Annotated in this window: 15 protein-coding genes, 3 tRNA genes and 1 pseudogene; 7 read left to right on the forward strand and 12 right to left on the reverse strand. The window is 65.7% G+C overall.

The genetic code is table 11. The features are described 5' to 3' along the window. Positions 1–2: 2 nt before the first annotated feature. Entirely contained in the window at positions 3–455 is a 453-nt protein-coding gene (locus RBB46_RS19900) for a MaoC family dehydratase (protein WP_306030789.1), read from the reverse strand. Positions 456–629: 174 nt separating this feature from the next. Between RBB46_RS19900 and RBB46_RS19905 the strand changes: the two genes are divergently transcribed. Together RBB46_RS19905 and RBB46_RS19910 are read left to right on the forward strand one after the other, a co-directional pair. Next, positions 630–1718, forward strand: a complete 1089-nt coding sequence (locus RBB46_RS19905; RefSeq protein ID WP_306030790.1) for a lytic transglycosylase domain-containing protein — start codon at positions 630–632, stop codon at positions 1716–1718. 248 nt (positions 1719–1966) lie between these two features. After that, a complete protein-coding gene (locus tag RBB46_RS19910; RefSeq protein WP_306030791.1) occupies positions 1967–3121 on the forward strand; it encodes a DUF2336 domain-containing protein in 1155 nt (384 codons plus the stop codon). Between the two features lie 78 nt (positions 3122–3199). On the opposite strand, the gene RBB46_RS19915 is transcribed toward RBB46_RS19910, so the two are convergent. The 3 genes from RBB46_RS19915 to RBB46_RS19925 all read right to left on the reverse strand — a co-directional run bounded on the left by RBB46_RS19915 (position 3200) and on the right by RBB46_RS19925 (position 5324). Beyond that, on the reverse strand, positions 3200–3724 hold the full coding sequence (locus tag RBB46_RS19915; RefSeq protein WP_306030792.1) for an Hpt domain-containing protein: 525 nt from the start codon (positions 3722–3724) through the stop codon (positions 3200–3202). Positions 3725–3812: 88 nt separating this feature from the next. After that, positions 3813–4388, reverse strand: coding sequence for a response regulator (locus tag RBB46_RS19920; protein WP_306030793.1), 576 nt, complete (start codon positions 4386–4388; stop codon positions 3813–3815). 153 nt (positions 4389–4541) lie between these two features. After that, on the reverse strand, positions 4542–5324 hold the full coding sequence (locus RBB46_RS19925) for an NAD kinase (protein ID WP_306030794.1): 783 nt from the start codon (positions 5322–5324) through the stop codon (positions 4542–4544). Positions 5325–5394: 70 nt separating this feature from the next. On the opposite strand from RBB46_RS19925, the gene cutA reads away from it, so the two are divergent. Continuing rightward, a complete protein-coding gene (gene cutA, locus RBB46_RS19930) occupies positions 5395–5718 on the forward strand; it encodes a divalent-cation tolerance protein CutA (protein WP_306030795.1) in 324 nt (107 codons plus the stop codon). Positions 5719–5720: 2 nt separating this feature from the next. On the opposite strand, the gene RBB46_RS19935 is transcribed toward cutA, so the two are convergent. From RBB46_RS19935 to RBB46_RS19945, 3 genes are all read right to left on the reverse strand, one after another. Next, on the reverse strand, positions 5721–6638 hold the full coding sequence (locus tag RBB46_RS19935; protein ID WP_306030796.1) for a cytochrome c: 918 nt from the start codon (positions 6636–6638) through the stop codon (positions 5721–5723). Between the two features lie 104 nt (positions 6639–6742). Next, positions 6743–7186, reverse strand: coding sequence for a cytochrome c (locus RBB46_RS19940; RefSeq protein ID WP_306030797.1), 444 nt, complete (start codon positions 7184–7186; stop codon positions 6743–6745). Between the two features lie 86 nt (positions 7187–7272). Next, a complete protein-coding gene (locus tag RBB46_RS19945) occupies positions 7273–8139 on the reverse strand; it encodes a helix-turn-helix domain-containing protein (protein WP_306030798.1) in 867 nt (288 codons plus the stop codon). Between the two features lie 182 nt (positions 8140–8321). Here RBB46_RS19945 and RBB46_RS19950 point away from each other — a divergent pair, with 182 nt between their 5' ends. Continuing rightward, positions 8322–9317: a fatty acid desaturase gene (locus RBB46_RS19950; RefSeq protein ID WP_306030799.1), complete on the forward strand. Its 996-nt coding sequence runs from the start codon at positions 8322–8324 to the stop codon at positions 9315–9317. A gap of 3 nt (positions 9318–9320) precedes the next feature. Here the strand turns inward: RBB46_RS19950 and RBB46_RS19955 are convergent, their stop codons facing one another. The 5 genes from RBB46_RS19955 to RBB46_RS19975 form a co-directional block, all read right to left on the reverse strand. Next, positions 9321–10016 carry an orotate phosphoribosyltransferase gene (locus RBB46_RS19955; protein ID WP_306030800.1) on the reverse strand — a complete coding sequence of 232 codons (696 nt, stop codon included), beginning with the start codon at positions 10014–10016 and terminating at the stop codon, positions 9321–9323. A gap of 124 nt (positions 10017–10140) precedes the next feature. Then, positions 10141–10216, reverse strand: a tRNA-Thr gene (locus tag RBB46_RS19960). Between the two features lie 100 nt (positions 10217–10316). After that, entirely contained in the window at positions 10317–11474 is a 1158-nt protein-coding gene (locus RBB46_RS19965; RefSeq protein ID WP_306030801.1) for a cytochrome-c peroxidase, read from the reverse strand. A gap of 10 nt (positions 11475–11484) precedes the next feature. Next, positions 11485–14181: a hypothetical protein gene (locus tag RBB46_RS19970; protein ID WP_306030802.1), complete on the reverse strand. Its 2697-nt coding sequence runs from the start codon at positions 14179–14181 to the stop codon at positions 11485–11487. Between the two features lie 197 nt (positions 14182–14378). After that, entirely contained in the window at positions 14379–15302 is a 924-nt protein-coding gene (locus tag RBB46_RS19975; protein ID WP_306030803.1) for an RNA methyltransferase, read from the reverse strand. 209 nt (positions 15303–15511) lie between these two features. On the opposite strand from RBB46_RS19975, the gene RBB46_RS19980 reads away from it, so the two are divergent. The 3 genes and pseudogenes from RBB46_RS19980 to RBB46_RS19990 all read left to right on the forward strand — a co-directional run. After that, a tRNA-Tyr gene (locus RBB46_RS19980) sits at positions 15512–15596 on the forward strand. Positions 15597–15615: 19 nt separating this feature from the next. Further along, positions 15616–15689: transfer RNA gene (locus RBB46_RS19985), tRNA-Gly, on the forward strand. 133 nt (positions 15690–15822) lie between these two features. Beyond that, positions 15823–15896, forward strand: a pseudogene (locus RBB46_RS19990) (elongation factor Tu); the annotation flags it as partial.

Below are 15896 nucleotides of genomic sequence, written 5' to 3' on the forward strand. Positions count from 1 at the left end.
GATCACCCTTTCTTTCGCATGAAGGCCTGGCGCCGGCAGATGGCGACGAGCTGGTCATGCTGGTTGAAGGCCTTGTGCTCGAACTCGACGATGCCGGCACCGGGACGCGACTTCGATTCGCGCTTGGAGATCACCTCGGTCGTGCAATGCACGCTGTCGCCCTGGAACAGGGGATGGGGGAACTTCACGTCGTTCATGCCCAGGTTCGCGATCGTGGTGCCGACCGTCGTGTCATTGACCGAAATGCCGATCATCAGGCCGAGCGTGAACAGGCTGTTCATCAGCGGCTGGCCCCACTCGGTCTGGGTTTCGCAGAAGTGCCGGTCGATATGGAGCGGCTGCGGGTTCAGCGTCATGTTGGAAAAGAGCATGTTGTCCATCTCCGTCACCGTGCGGGTGAGCGCGTGATGGAATACGTGGCCGACGGTGAATTCCTCAAAATGCAAACCCGGCATGGTGTCCTCCCTGTGGATCCCGGCGATATGGCGCCAAAGCGGCGAATCGATTCTTCCGATTAAAGCCACAAAACCCAATGGGCAACGGGCCTTAGCGGGCATTAACCACTCGTTAACCAAATCTTCACGACTGTTAAGTAAATCCTAAGACATGCGTTGCCAGGAGAGCGGAGCATGAAAGTCGGCGAACCGTTCTCGATCGCGTCCAGGATCGAGCAAGCTTTTCAGTCCGCGAGCACCTCGACCGGAGCCTCTTTCGAGTATCTGGTCAAGACCGCAAAGCGGGAGTCCAATTTCGACGAGACGGCCAAGGCGCGCACATCGAGTGCGACCGGGCTGTTCCAGTTCATCGAAAGCACCTGGCTGGAGACCGTCAAGGAAGCTGGCGGCCGGCACGGGCTGGGCCAGTACGCGGAGCAGATCCAGCGCGGGGCGAACGGCCGGTATCGCGTTTCCGATCCGGCGATGCGCGCCAAGATCCTCGATCTGCGCAACAATGCCGAGATCTCCTCGCGCATGGCGGGCGAACTGACCCAGAAGAACGCGGCCTATCTTACAGAGAAGCTCGGACGCGAGCCGAGCGAGGGTGAGCTCTACATCGCTCATTTCCTCGGGGCGGGCGGCGCGCGCAAGCTGATCAGTCTTGCGCAAAGCCAGCCGGATCTCGCCGCCGATCGCGTGTTCTCGCGCCAGGCCAAGGCGAACAAACCGATATTCTACGACCGGGGCGGCGCGCGCAGCGTTTCCGAGGTCTATGCCAATCTTGTCGCCAAGCATGGCGGCCCGATGCCGACGCTGCCGGGCACGACCCAGATTGCGGCGCTGCCCGAAGCCAAGCCCGGCGCATCCGCCGCGACGACGGTTGCCGCAGCCGCCACGACGGGCACTGAGACGGCCGGAGAAGGCCTGTCGATGGGCGATCCGACGAGCCGCGTCCTGACCGCATGGTCGGCGACCAGCGACGTTTCCTCGCCGTTCCATGCACTGTTCCGCAATGGCGTCGAAGCAAAGCGTGTGTCGTTCGATTCGCGCTTCACGTCGGCTTTCGCGGCGCAGGAGGCCGGGCAGGTCGAGGCGCTGGAGCGCGCCGCCGCGCGCGCCGACAGCCAGACGGATGCCTACAGCCAGCGGCGCTCGCGCATCCTGACGGAAGCCGGCACCACCCGCACGGCCAGTCTCGTCAAGGGCCAGCCGATGGATCTGACGGGCTTCCTCAACTACCGGCCGACGCTCGAGCAGAAGGACCTGCTGCCGCCGGTGTGAGCCGGCCCGGGGCGGCCGCACAGGGCAGGCGGGACCTGCAGGCGATCAGCAAGGCGCGCGACCCATTCGGGCCACGCGCCTTTTTCGTGCCGTTCGCGCGGTCCCGTGTGGTCTGCCGGGCGAGGCGACAGGCATGAAGCGGGCCGCCTTTCGGCGGCTTTCTTTTATGGTGAACGAAGCTTTAAGCGTTTCCGTCGCAGACTGCTCATGTCGCCGCTTCATGCGGCGCGGCAGGAGACTATCGCATCATGATCGTACAACAGTTTCTGCGATGGATGGCCGACGCACCGGTGACGCGGCGGGCGGAGGCAACCAGCGCGCTGGCGCGGGCCTATCTCCATTCAGCCATGACCGAGGCGGACCGCGAAGCGGCGGAAGCCGCGATGACGATCCTGCTCGATGATCCCGCCGTCCAGGTGCGGCGCGCGCTGGCCGAGGCGCTGTCGCGCAGCGCCGATGCGCCGCGCGAGGTGATCCTGGCGCTGTCCGGCGATCTGCCGGAGGTGGCGAGCCTCGTTCTGGAACGCTCGCCCGTGCTGCTCGACATGGAACTGGTCGACGCGGTTGCCGGCTTTGCCGATCCGCTGCCGGCTGCCGTTGCCCGGCGCGTCGATCTGGGATCGCAGGTTGCCGCCGCGATCGCCGAGGTCGGGTCCCTGCAGGCATGCCAGGCGCTGGCCGAGAACCGCGAGGCGGAGATCCCGCGCTTCAGCATGGTCCGGTTGGTCGAGCGCCATGGCACGGACGCCATCTTGCGCGAGGCGCTGATGGCGCGCGGCGAAACCCCCATCGAAATCCGCCAGATGCTGTTGAAGCAGGTCGGGGATCTCCTCAGCGATCATCCGCTCGTGCGCCGGGGGCTCAAGGACGAGCGCGCCCGCGCCGTCGTCGCGGAAGCGCGGGAGCGCGCCACGGTGACACTGGCCAGCACGGCCGCACCGCACGAGACGCCGGCGCTGGTGGAGCATCTCGTCCAGTCCGGACAGTTGACGCCGGCGCTGTTGTTGCGGGCGGTCTGCACCGGAAACATCGTCCTGTTCACGGCCGCGCTGGCGCGCCTGTCGGGGCTTGGCGTGTCGCGGGTCGAGGCGGTGCTCGGCTCGGCGCGCGGCCTGCCGCTGCGCGCGCTGCTGTCGCGCGCGGGGCTTCCGTCGCGCACGCATGGCCTCTTCCAGGTGGCAATCGGGGTCTGGCGCGATCTTGCACGGGAAGTGACGCCGGTTCTTGCCGTGCCGGGCAATCCGGCCGTCGCGCGGTTGCTGATCGGCGAGGTACTGGACAGGTATCAGGAACAGGACGGGGTCGAGGCCGACGACCTGGTCGTCATGCTGCGCCGGTTCTCGGCGGAAATCGCGCGGGATGCGGCACGCGCCTATATGGACCGGACACTGGCGGCCGCATAAGCGACCGGGAGGATAGTGACGGACCAGACAAAAGCCGGCCGGAAGACGGGAACCAATCCCGGCCGTTGGCCTTGAGTATCAGTCCTCGGCATCGGGCGCGACGCGCCTGATGAAGTCCTCGGTCACGTCGGCGAGACGTTCGACCAGCGCGCGCGCGGTGGCATTGTCCTCCTGCCGCGAGGTCTCCGCGACCATGGCGCGGACGGCGTCGACATGCTGTGCGACCAGCGGCCCCGGCAGGTCGGCGGGCGTCACATGCTCGATCAGGTGGCAGAGGTTTCCGGCAACGGCGCCGACCAGCGGATAGCCGAAGGTGCTGGCCTGTCCCTTGATGTCGTGGGCAGCCCGGAACAGGGACGCACAGCGCTCCTCGCTCATTCCGTTGGCCTGGATGTCTGTCCAGGCATCGACAAGGGCCGTCGCCTCTGTCGCCATCCAGTCGTCGAAATCGTGGGAGAGACGCTGCAGAGCGGCTTCCGCAGACTTGACTGGGTCGAACCGGGCAGCCTCACGGTCGCTCATCACGCGCACCTTCGAGCGCAGGTCGCGCGGCGGCTTCACCAGTTCGTAGCCGTCGTTCTGCTTTGTCGGGTCGCTCGTCATCTTGCTTCTTTTCCCGGCCGTGTTCCGGCGTGTCGGTTTGTGTGCTGCCTTGGCAACCGGAGCACCTGATCACTGAAATACGGCGTCATCACGCCGCCGATTCCCTTGATATGTCGTTCGGGTGACTTTGCGGGAGATCGTTCGGATCGTCCAGAGTGTATCCGTCGTCGACCTTGACGCCGCGTCTTTCCGCGCCGCTGAAGGACGGGTTCTGGAAACGGCGCCTGTCTGGGCCGAAGAAACCCTTGGTCCTGACGAAGTCGCGCTGGTTCAGGACGCAATTCGCGACCCGCAGATAGAGGCCCTTTGCCGAGACCGGCTTGCACATGACCTCGGTGACGCCGGCGTCGCGGGCCGACATCACGCGGTGCTTCTGGGTATGTGCGGTAACCGCGACGATCGGGACGAAGCAGCCGGGCTTCTTCGAGGCGCGTATCTTGCGGGTGAGTTCCCGTCCGTCGACGATCGGCATCAGCCAGTCGAGAATGATGAGGTCGGGGTCGTTGTTCTTGATCTGCTCGAGTGCGGCCGCGCCGTCTTCCGCTTCGTAGATCTCGCCGACGCCGAAACCCGAGACCATCGTCCTCAGGATCCGCCGCATGTTGGTGTTGTCGTCGACGATGAGAATGCGGAGCGCACTCAGGTCCAGATGAGGTATCTTCATGTTCGGCACAGGCGATGTGATGCAGCGCCAGCCACCGGCGCTGTATTGCGCCAGGACCGGCGCGCAGCCGGTTCTCGTTGGTTCGCCGGAGTCTGGACCGGATTACTAAATAAATCGCGAATATAATGGTATATCAGTGTTCTTCCGTAGCGATCAGTACCGGAACATCTCCGAAAGTATACGCTCGTCCCAGTTGTGGTCGGCGTCGAAGAGCGCCAGGCTGGAGGAATTCTTCTCCTCCCGAACCCGAACCTCGATGACGTTGCGGATCTCCGTATAGTCGGCCGCCGCGCTGACCGGCCGTTTCGCCGGATCGAGGACGGTGATGCGCACCTCGACATAGTTGGGCAGCAGCGCGCCGCGCCAGCGCCGTGGCCGGAAGGCGCTGATCGGCGTCAGCGCCAGAAGCTGTGCGTCGATCGGCAGGATCGGGCCATGGGCGGAGAGGTTGTAGGCGGTGCTGCCGGCCGGTGTGGCCACGAGCACACCGTCGCAGACCAGTTCCTCCATGCGGATACGTTCATCCACCGACAGGCGCAGCTTGGCGGCCTGGTGGGTCTGTCGCAACAGCGAGACCTCGTTGATCGCCAGCGCCGAATGAACATGGCCGAGTGCGTCGGTGGCTTCCATCACCAGCGGGTGGATGCGGCTGACGACGGCCGACCCGATGCGCGCGATCAGGTCGTCGGCGCCATACTCGTTCATGAGGAAGCCGACCGAACCGCGGTTGAGGCCGTAGATCGGCTTGCCCGTGTTCATGAAGCGGTGCAGCGTCTGCAGCATCAGGCCGTCGCCGCCAAGGGCGACGATCACGTCCGCCTTCTTCGGGTCGTGGGCGCCGTAGCGGGCCTCGAGCTCGCTGCGCGCGTCTTCCGCCTCCCCGGTCTCGCTTGAGACGAAGGCCAGTTTCTCGATAGGGTGCGGCAGCCGGTCCATGCTCCTGACGTAGCACGGGCCGGAGCGATTTGGGACCCGTCTTTTGCAGCAGGGCGATATGGATATCCGGTTGATCTATGCGACTTTTCCGGACATGGCGACGGCGCGCGCGGCCGCCGGTCAGCTGGTGCGCGAAGGGCTTGCCGCCTGCGTCAACATGTGGCCGGGCATGATCTCCCTCTATTGCTGGGAGGGGGCGGTGGAGGAAGGCCAGGAGGTCGTCTTCCTCGCCAAGACGACCGTTGCCAGGCAGGACGAGGCGGTGCAGGCGATCCGCGCGCTGCACCCTTATGACGAGCCGGCCATCCTGGTGCTGCCGGTGGAGGGCGGCAGTGCGTCCTTCCTCGACTGGATCCGCGCGGGAAGCAGCGGGCAAGGCCCTGGCGCGAGCTGACCTCAGTCCGCGGCCGGGGCCGATGGCGGGATCGTCTTCAGATAGGCGGCCACGGCCTCACGGTCGGCGGCGGGCAGTTTCGCCCAGCTCTCCTGCACGGCCGTCATGCTGCCGCCGACGCTGTCGAAATCCGGCGTGAAGCCGCTTTCCAGATAATAGGCGATGTCGGTTGCCGACCAGGAGCCGATGCCGTGCGGGGAGGGGGTGATGTCGGGGATGGTGCCCTTGCCATCCGGATTCGGCCCGCCGGCCAGCCAGCGCGCCGTGTCGAGCCCGCCCAGCGCGTTGCGCGGCGTGTGGCATTCGGCGCAATGGCCGGGACCTGCCACCAGATAGGCGCCGCGTTCGGCCACGTCCCCGGCACCTGGCGGTGCGGGAACCGGGGTCGTGTCGAGGAAGAGAAGTTTCCACAGTCCGAGCGCGCTGCGCCAGGAGAAGGGGAAGTCGAGAGCGTGGTCGGCGACCTGGTTGTCAGACACCGGAAGCGTGTCGAGATAGGCCTTCATGTCGATCAGGTCGGTGAAGGTCATGTTGCGATAGGAGCCGTAGGGAAAGGCCGGATAATAGTGCAGGCCTTCCGGCGAAGTGCCCTTGGTCATGGCATTGAGAAAGTCGGCGTTGGACCAGCTGCCAATGCCGTGCTCGGGCGAGGGCGAGATGTTGGGAACCCGGAACAGGCCGAAGGGAGTATCGAGTTCCAGCCCGCCGGCAAGCACCAGCTTGGCCTCGCCGCTTGCGCCCGGTGCCGCGTGACACGAGGCGCAGCCGCCGGCCCAGAACATGCGTTCGCCATTGGCAAGGTCCGGTGCGTGGTCGGGGATCGAGGCGGAATCGACCCGCTCGGGGCGGGTCAGGTAGAGCCCGCCGGCAATCAGCAGCAGGACAACGCCGACCAGACGGCGAAAGGTGCGACGGGTCATTCGGCGGTCTCCCCAAGGCAAAAGGGCCTGCGGCGGCGATTGCCGCGACGCAGGCGTGCCCGGGAGATGTCTCCCCCGGGTGTCGTTGTGGTGCCCTTGTTAGATCAGTTTTTCTTGACGCGGTAGGTCTCGTGGCAGGCGCGGCAGTTCTGCGCCACGGAACCGAAGGCGCCCTTCAGCGCGTCGAGGTTCTCGCTGGCCGCCGGAATCGCCGCGAGCGCCGCGTTCTGCATGTCCATGGCGACCTTCTCGAAGCCGGCGCGGTCTTCCCAGATTTTCGGCCCGGCCTCGCTGGTGGGAGAATCAGCCCCTTCCGGGAACTGGGTGACGAAGCCGGCCGGCGTGGTGAACAGGATGCGCATGGCCAGCCCGGCCAGGGCGGGGTCGTAGGGGATCTCGCCCTTGACCATCTTGCCGAGCGTTCCGGTGGCGGCGCCGACGGATTTCATCATGTTCTGGCGGATTTCGATCGGTTCGGCGGAAGCAATCGACGTCGCCGCCAGCAATGGCAGCGCGACTGCGACGGCACGGACGCAGGACTTGAGCATGTTCGGTTCTCCCTCGGTCGCGGCGACACTGGGCCGCGCACCGGGAATCTCGGCATTTTTCGCGTTGCCGCTCAAGCGCTTCGTCTTCACGAAGGCGTGACCTGACGCGTGCCGGCGAGCTGGCGGATGTGATCGGCGGCGCGATCCGGACCGACGCTGGCGGCGCGGATCAGCATGTCGAAATGCCGTGTCAGGGCGCGGATGTGCTCCACGGAATTGACCACAAGGTAGAGCGAGCCGAGGAAAAGCGCCGCGCGTTGCGGCCCGAAAACCGTATAGGCGGCCGAATAGCGGTTGCGCGCGTCGAAGAGAAACAGCCGGAAGGTCGGGTAAAGCTCTTCCGCCAGACGGGCCATGTGGTCGAGCTGGTCCTGCCGGTCGCCGGGGCTGAGTGCGCTCCAGATGCCGGACCCGGCGGCGATCTCCTCCAGCGTCTGCAAGGGCATGCAGACTTCCATGTCGGTCTCCGGGCGCCTGGTATAGGCCAGCAGCCGGCGTCCCTGATCCGCCTTGGCGGCGGCCTTGGCGGTTTCCGGCGCGCCGAACTCGTAGGCGAGCACTGCTTCGGTGCGCAGCAGGTCGGGAATGGTGGAGGGGACGTAGCGGATCTTGTAGCCGATCGCCTCCTGGTGCCAACTGGCCAGCAACGTGTCGCCGCGCCCGTTCTCGGTCTGCTCGATCTGGATCGCCGGGGCGATGCCGGCGGCATCCGCCGTGGTCTGCGTCAGGCCGAGCAGCCAGTCGGTGGTCACGCCTTCCGCGCGGGCAATGTCGGCAAGTGCCTCGGCACGGGGCATCCGGGTCGAGGCAGGGTCGAGGAAATGGCTGAGGGCCGAGCGGTCGAGCCCCACGCGCTGCGCGAAACGGCCGGGCGGCTCGCCGCGCCGTGCGATCAGGATTGCCAGCCGTTCGCGGAACAGTTCGGCCAGTTCCCTCTTGTCAGCCCGTGCCATGCGAGCACCCCGGTTCCGCCGCGGAGCGATCCACGGCATTTGCGATTACGAATGGAATTTGTGAATTCACGCGAAAAATACACTTTAGGCATTAAATCACATTTTGATTTGGATATCGACACATTGTCTCGGGCCGTGACCGGGAAGATGACTTGGGGGACATCCTCAAGGAGTTGCAAACCGTGAAGCCCGATACCGTCCGCCCATTCCTCGCCGCGCATCCGGAGGCAGGTGCGGGTGATCCGGTGTCGGCCCGGCTCTCTCCCACATCCGGCTTCGCTGCGGGCATCGAGTGGCCAACCATCGCGCTCCTGGCCGGAGTGCATGTGCTCTTCGCGCTGCTGGTGGTTGCCGCACCCGTTGCCGGGCCTCTTGCCTGGCTGGCGCTGGTGCCGGTGATCACGCTGCATTCGTCGTTGCAGCACGAATTGCTGCACGGGCACCCGTTCCGCAATCCGCGGCTCAACGCGCTGCTGGTGGCCTTGCCGCTCGGCCTCTTCATTCCCTACTGGCGGTTCCGGGCGCTGCATATCGCCCATCACGACGACCCGCGCCTGACCGACCCTTACGAGGACCCGGAGAGCTGGTATCTGCATCCGCGCGACTGGGCCTCGGCCGGCCGGGCGCGGCGTGCCCTGCTCAAGGCCAACAACACGCTTATCGGGCGGATCGTTCTGGGGCCGCTGATCGGGCTGACGGGCTTTCTGCTGGCGGAGGTCCGGTTGGCGCTGTCCGGCCGGAGGGACGTGCTGCGCGCCTGGGGCGAGCATCTCGTCTTCGCCGGCATCCTCGTCGGCCTCTTGCGGCAGGTGCCGGGCTTTTCCTTCGGCTGGTACCTCGCCGCCTGCTACGGCGCCTATGCGCTTTTATGCGTGCGCACGTATCTGGAGCACCGGGCGGAGGAGGAGGTCGGCCATCGTACCGTGCTGATCGAGGATCGCGGGCCGCTGGCCTTCCTGTTCCTGTTCAATTCCCTGCACGCGGTGCATCACCGCTTTCCGCGGCTGCCATGGTACCGGCTGTCGGGCGTCTATGCACGGCACCGGGAGACCTTCCTCGCCGACAATGGCGGCTATGTCTACCGGTCCTACCTTGAGATCGCGCGGCGCCATGCCTTCACCGCCAAGGAGCCGGTGGCCCATCCGTTTGCCGGGAAGGGCGGGCCTTTCGGGTCCTGAGCGTCAGACGGCAAATTCCGAAATGCCGCCATGGGCGGCCGACCAGGCCAGAGGCGCATCGAGGAAGGCTTCCACCGAGGCGAGCGTCTCGGGCGGGAAGTGTCCGCCCTCGCGCGCGGCGGCGAGCACATCGCGCCAGGTGGCGAGATAGTGCAGCGTCAGGCCGTTGCGGGCCATCGCGTCGTGGGTTTCGGGGAAGATGTCGTAGAAGAACAGGACGATCGCATGGTCGACCTGGGCGCCGGCCTTGCGCAGCGCCTCGGCGAAGCGGACCTTGCTGCCGCCGTCGGTGGTCAGGTCCTCGACCAGCAGCACCCGGTCGCCCTCCTTGAGAACACCCTCGATCTGGGCGTCGCGGCCGAAGCCCTTGGGCTTCTTGCGCACATACTGCATGGGCAGGGCGAGGCGCTCGGCAATCCAGGCGGAGAAGGGGATGCCGGCCGTTTCGCCGCCGGCGACCGCGTCGAGCGATTCGAAGCCGATGTCGCGCAGGATCTTGGCCGTGGCGAAATCCATCAAGGTGGCGCGCAGGCGCGGATAGGAGATCAGCTTGCGGCAGTCGATATAGACCGGGCTCGCCAGCCCCGAGGTCAGCTTGTAGGGCTCGTCGGCGCGGAAGTGGACCGCCTTGACCTCGAGCAGCATCTTCGCCGTCTGGCGGGCGACGAAGGCGGGATCGGGAAAGCTGATCAGGGTCATGTTCTGTCCTCTTGCTGCTGCCAGGTCATGCGCTGCCGGCCCGGCCGGGAGGCCGGCAGGGCGAAACCGTTCGACCCGCGATGCGGACCGTGCCGTTTTCGGACTGGGAAACATCGGGGAAAGATGGTGCCGGCAACAGGATTCGAACCCGTGACCCCCTGATTACAAATCAGGTGCTCTACCAGCTGAGCTATACCGGCATCGCGGCGGCATTTAGCACACCTTTGCCGCGCGCGCATCCGTTTCGACAAGGTTTCCCTTAAAATCGGTCCCGGCCCGCTTTTGCGTGCGCGAACGGGTTCACAGGGTCTCGAGAAAGGCGACCAGCGCCTCGATCTCGGCCCGCTCCAGGTCGAGTTCGTCGAGCAGCGGCGAGGTGCGCATCGCATGGGGCAGGAGAGGATCGGCCGCCTCTGCCTCGTTGCGCGGGCGGATTCGCCCGCCGCCCTGGACGTAGAAGGCGATGACGTTGACGAGGCGGGGCAGAACCCCGTTGTGCATGTAGGGCGCGGTCAGGCGTACATGGCGCAAGGAGGGTGTGCGGAACAGGCCGACATCCTGCGGGTCGCCGGTTTCCTCGTAGCGGCCAAGGTCCTGAAGGCGCCGTCGAAAGAAGGTGAGCCCCAGATTGTGCATCTTCTCGTCGGTCAGCATCGGACCGAAATGGCAATTGGCGCAGCCCGCCTTGCCGCGAAAGAGGTTCAACCCCCAAAGCTCCTCGTCTGAAAAGCGGGTCGGCAATCCGGCGGCGAAGCGGTCGAATCGCGTCGGGCGTTCCAGTGTGCGCTGGAAGGCGGCCAGTGCGTCGGCGACCTGCGAAAAGACGATGGGCGTGTCGTCGTAGACTTCGCTGAAGGCGCGGACATAGTCGGGTCTTGCGCGCAGGCGCTCGACCACCTCGGCAAGGTCTTCATTGGCCATCTCGACCGGATTGAGCAGCGGGCCGGCCGCCTGTTCCTCAAGGCTCGCCGCACGGCCGTCCCAGAAGAAGGCATTGCGGTAGGCCGCTCCGAACAGTGGCGGAGCGTTACGCCGTCCCGCCTTTCTTGCGTGACCGACCGAGACCCTCAGCCCGTCGCCCCAGCCAAGCTGTCGGTTGTGACAGGATTGGCAGGAAAAGTGTCCGGATACCGAAAGCTGCGGATCCTCGAACAGTCTTCTCCCGAGGCGGGCCTTCTGCAGTTCGGCGCCCTCCGGCCGGGGTCGTATTTTCAGCGGGCCCAGTTCGACGAAGGCGACCTCCGGCTCGACGAGAGCCGAAGGCCAGTCGGAGGCGGGGCGGGAGTATGCCCGGCGCAACGCCTCGAAGTCGTCCTCGACCGGCTGCGCCGGGAAGGTCGCGGCGAGCCCGTTGTCGCTCGTGCGCTGCCAGTCCTCGCGCAGCAGCAGGGCCGGCATGACGAAGACGACGGCGATGCACAGTCCCCAAAGGAGAACGAAGAGCCGGAAGAAGGGCATGGCAAGGTCTTCAGAACGTGGTGTTGAGGCCGAGCCAGAAGCTGCGACCCTTGCGGAAAGGATTGCTGTTGCCGGCGCTCGCGTTGCCGATCTCGTTGAAGAGATTGTCGACCACGAGATTGAGGCGGACGCTCCTGTGCTCCTGGCGCAGCAGTTCCAGGCTCGAATGCAGGTCGACCGTGAGCGTGCCGTCGAAGTCCTTGTCTTCCCAGACATCGTGGCGGATGCCGTTGAACACTTCCGATCGCCCGGTGTCCTGAACGCCGGTGAAGGGGAAGTTGTAGTTGGCGGCGACGCCAAGACTGAACTTGCCTTCGTACCAGTTCGTCATCATCGCGAGCTGGGCCCGCATGGGAATGTCGAGGTTTCCCGTGACGACGGAGAAGCCGCCGACCGAATAGGACCGGCCATTGTAGAGGATGCGGTTGAGAAGGTCGTCCTCGTCATAGAAGTAGCTGTCGGGCGAGAGTTCCTGTGCCGACCATGTGAAGGACCCGGTGAGGGTCAGCCGGTCGAGGGAACGCACCCGTTCGACGTCCCAGGTCCTGGCATATTCGGCGGTGGCGGATTCGTAGGCGCCGGTGCCGGAATTGGTCAGGCGTCTGGTGTTGTTTCCAAGGTCTGCGCTGGCATACTGGTCCTTCATCGCCCGGTTGATGTAGCGCAGGCGCAACGTGCCCTCGGTCAGGGGGTCGACGATCTTGATGCCGGCGGTCCATTCGTCCGTGTAGGGGGTGCGCAGGTCCGAGGCCTTGTTGCCGAGGACGCCGGTTTCGGGACGCATCGTCCAGGTGTCGGTGACGTTACCGCTGCCGTCATGGCCGCGGAGATAGGCCTGGCCGCGCGGCTGGTTGTCGCGAATGGCATACTCGAGGCTACCGCCATTGTAGTAGCGGTTGAAACCGGCGGAGAGCTCGATCCGCTCGATCGGGGTGATCGTCGCGGCGATGCGCGGGGCGAGGTTGACGTTCTTCTGGTAGTCGTCGACCTGCAGGCGCAGGCCCGGCCGGACCGTCAGCCAGCCGAAACTTTGCTCGAATTGCAGCCAGGCATCGAACGAGTTGAGCGTCACCGTCGTGTCGTGGGCGTCCCAAACGGTCTTGATGTTCGCATACTGGTCGGAGCTGCAGGCTTCGCTCCCCAGGCAGTTGAACTGGCTCAGGCCGAGCGCCCGGGCATCCCACAGGGTGTTGACGCTGGTATAGTAGGTGAAGTCGTTTTCGCGTGCCCGCCGGGCGCTGGTGTGGGTCAGGTCGTAGCCCGCCTCGAAGGTGCCGGCCCAGATCGAGCCGGCCGCGTTCTGGCTGAAGAGATACTGGGTCTGCCCCTGTTCCTTGTTCGCGCCGTATCCGCCCTCGCGGCAGGTGACATTTCCCGTCGTGGTCGGGTCGACACGGCACCAGGAGAGAATGTCCGGGTCGCTCGAGGTCCAGTAGACAGTGTTGGTGCGGGCGCTGCCCTCCCTGATCTGATAGACCCGCGCCACGTCGCTGTTGGTCTCGTTCCGGGTCGCGGTGTGCGAGACGACGGCCTTGCTGTCCAGCGTCAGGCCGAGGATCTGGCCAAACGGCGTGTCGAGGTTGCCGAACGTGTAGGAATGCTTGAGCTTGCCGGCATAGGTCAGCGTGGAAACATTGACCTGCAGGTCGCGCCAGTCCTGGCTTTCGAAGCCTTGTGAATAGTCGGTGACCATGCCTTCGAGCGAGAAGGTGCCAAAGTCCGTATTGGCATCCACCTGGAGCCGGTAGAACGCGTTCAGGGATTTTTCCCGAATGTCTCCCGAAAGGTAGATGTAGTCCTTCTGCTTCTTCGTCGCCGCGTCCGTCCGGCTGTATTGCGCGATCACGGAAAAGACCTCGTTGACCGGACCGCTCAGCGAAAACGAGGACCTGATCTTGGTGAACTCGGGCGGCTTGCGGCCGAGCGGGTTGGTGCCGTCCTCGGTCGCGACCACGTAATTGACGAACCTGTCGCTTTCCACCGCGACGCTTGCCGTTCCCTTCCAGCGCTGGCGGTCAGGCTTGTTGAGCTCGTAGGACACGACGCCGCCCTGGAAGTTGCCGTATTTCGCCTGGGCATTGCTGTCGATCACCGTCGCGCTCTCGACGAAGTCGGACGGCACGAAGATCGTCTGCGGGTGAAGGCCGTAGACCCGGTCGGCATTGGGTGTGTTCTCGTCGCTGGTCAGTTCGCCGCCGTTGTCGCGCTCGACCGAGCCGGTGACCGTGTTGGCCGGAATGCCGTTGACGATGAAATTGTTCTCGTAGATGCGCCCGCCGGAGATGGAGAGGAGCTCGGGGCGCGTGTTGAGGATCTGCTGCCCGTCGATGCCGGCGTCGGTGTCGGTCTCGTTCTGGTACTGGACGTTTGGCAGGCCGCGCAGGAAGGTGTTGGCATCGCCGCTGCCGTCGGTGCGCACGACGAAGCTGCCACGGTCGAGAGACGTTGTGCCGATATCGGCCGGGCTCTGGCTTCCCAGGTAGTCGAGCAGCGGAACAACGATCTTCTGGAGCACGGAGGCGTCCAGCTGCGCGCCGGCGGCCGGCCGGCTGGCCGTATCGCGGTCGGGGGCCTCGCTGGCCGGGTCTTCGGCGATTGCCTCGGGAAGGGGGGCGGGGGCCTGCGTCTGGGCAAGGGAGGCCGTCGGCAGGGCGAGCACGAGCGTTGCGACACCGCTGATCGCGGTGCGCCTGGAAGTGGTGAGCACGATGGGACCCTCAATGAGTGTTCTGGGGCGGGAAGGGAGGGTTGGCTCGCGCTCGGGCTGGCTCGGACGATCAGGCGCCCGGAAGCCAGCGGATATTTAAGTTGAGTAAATGAGTCAAGAATTATCGCGAAAATTCACAGGAGCGGTTCTCCGGGCGCGAGAACCGCGCTCCGGGCACTTGCAAACATGAACAGGGGTCAGAGCCCCATTTTCGTGCGGGTGACGTAGAGCGACAGCACGGCGGCGTTGGAAACATTGAGCGAGGCGATGGCGCCGGGCATGTCGAGCCGGGCGAGCGTGTCGCAGGCCTCGCGCACGCCCTGGCGCACGCCCTTGCCCTCCGATCCGAGCACCAGAAGCACCTTGTCGCCGAGTTCCGTGTCCTCCAGCCGGGCGGGACCCTCGCTGTCGAGCGCGATGGTGCGAAAGCCCGCCTCGCGCATGTCCGTGACAAAGCGGGCCATGTTCTTCACCCGCACATGGCGGACCATGTCGAGGGCGCCGGATGCGGACTTGGCAAGCACGGATCCCTCTTCCGGGGCGTGCCGTTCGGTCGTCACCACCGCGTCGGCGGCCAGCGCCACGGCCGAGCGCAGGATCGCGCCGACATTGTGCGGATCGGTGATCTGGTCGAGGGCCAGGACCAGGCGGGCCCGGGCGAGATCGCGCGCGCCGAAGGCGGGCAGGGGATCGGCCTCCAGCACGGCGCCCTGATGCACCGCGTCGCGGCCGACCAGATGGTCGAGCTGGCGCGGGGCGACCGTCTCGACGGGCACGTCGAAGGAGATGCCGCGTTCGCCCAGCCGGCGCTGGGCGTTCTCGGTGGCGAGCAGCCGGTGGCGCCGGCGGTCCGGATTGCGGAAGGCGGCCTCGACCGTGTGCAGCCCGTAGAGAAGCACCGGGCCGTCCTCCTCGCCCCGGTCATGGCCGGGGCGGCCGCGCGGCTTTGCCCAGGGGCGGCGTCCGTCGCCGTCATGGGCAGCGCCCGGCCGTCCGGCTCCCGGGCCGCTGCCGCGCCCCGGGGGTCCCTTGCGTGCGAAGCGCGATTTTTCGCGCGGGGTGCGGGGGCTGCCGCCGTCTTTGGCGGGCGGGCCGCCGGTGGGGTTCTTCGGTCCTGTCATGAAACGAGCGCTTATCCCGGAGGTGGCCGGGCGGCAAGGAGAAACCGCTTCGCGGCAGGGCGGTGTTTTTGTGTCCACAGCGGGCAAATGGGTGTTGACACCCCCATGCCTGTTCTACATAACACGCGCCACGGCAGCGGCCTTGCAATTGTTTTGCGGGGCGTTTTCGTGAAGCCATCCAGGACGCTTCGGCGATAGGGCGGTGAAACGGAGGAGTGCCCGAGTGGTTAAAGGGGACGGACTGTAAATCCGTTGGCTTTGCCTACGTTGGTTCGAATCCAACCTCCTCCACCATCCCTCCCTGCGGCCTGCGGCGGGTGTAGCTCAATGGTAGAGCAGCAGCCTTCCAAGCTGATGACGAGGGTTCGATTCCCTTCACCCGCTCCACTTGACGAGTTGCGTTCGATCCCGGTCTGGTTTCATGGCAACAGCTTGCCAAGCCGCAGCATCCACCGTCCTGAGGCGGTCGGGTCTCATTCGGATTTGATGGACTTAACCGCAAGCTAAGAGAGCGACGCCGATGGCGAAAGCAAAGTTTGAGCGGACGAAGCCGCACGTTAACATTGGCACGATCGGCCACGTCGACCATGGCAA

Source organism: Stappia sp. MMSF_3263 (assembly GCF_030733745.1).
In the GTDB taxonomy this organism is placed as follows: domain Bacteria; phylum Pseudomonadota; class Alphaproteobacteria; order Rhizobiales; family Stappiaceae; genus Stappia.

Coding starts and splice junctions, on each gene's coding strand:
- RBB46_RS19900 (WP_306030789.1), bottom strand. CDS start 455: ATGCCGGGTTTGCATTTTGAGGAATTCACCGTCGGCCACGTATTCCAT.
- RBB46_RS19905 (WP_306030790.1), top strand. CDS start 630: ATGAAAGTCGGCGAACCGTTCTCGATCGCGTCCAGGATCGAGCAAGCT.
- RBB46_RS19910 (WP_306030791.1), top strand. CDS start 1,967: ATGATCGTACAACAGTTTCTGCGATGGATGGCCGACGCACCGGTGACG.
- RBB46_RS19915 (WP_306030792.1), bottom strand. CDS start 3,724: ATGACGAGCGACCCGACAAAGCAGAACGACGGCTACGAACTGGTGAAG.
- RBB46_RS19920 (WP_306030793.1), bottom strand. CDS start 4,388: ATGAAGATACCTCATCTGGACCTGAGTGCGCTCCGCATTCTCATCGTC.
- RBB46_RS19925 (WP_306030794.1), bottom strand. CDS start 5,324: ATGGACCGGCTGCCGCACCCTATCGAGAAACTGGCCTTCGTCTCAAGC.
- RBB46_RS19935 (WP_306030796.1), bottom strand. CDS start 6,638: ATGACCCGTCGCACCTTTCGCCGTCTGGTCGGCGTTGTCCTGCTGCTG.
- RBB46_RS19940 (WP_306030797.1), bottom strand. CDS start 7,186: ATGCTCAAGTCCTGCGTCCGTGCCGTCGCAGTCGCGCTGCCATTGCTG.
- RBB46_RS19945 (WP_306030798.1), bottom strand. CDS start 8,139: ATGGCACGGGCTGACAAGAGGGAACTGGCCGAACTGTTCCGCGAACGG.
- RBB46_RS19955 (WP_306030800.1), bottom strand. CDS start 10,016: ATGACCCTGATCAGCTTTCCCGATCCCGCCTTCGTCGCCCGCCAGACG.
- RBB46_RS19965 (WP_306030801.1), bottom strand. CDS start 11,474: ATGCCCTTCTTCCGGCTCTTCGTTCTCCTTTGGGGACTGTGCATCGCC.
- RBB46_RS19975 (WP_306030803.1), bottom strand. CDS start 15,302: ATGACAGGACCGAAGAACCCCACCGGCGGCCCGCCCGCCAAAGACGGC.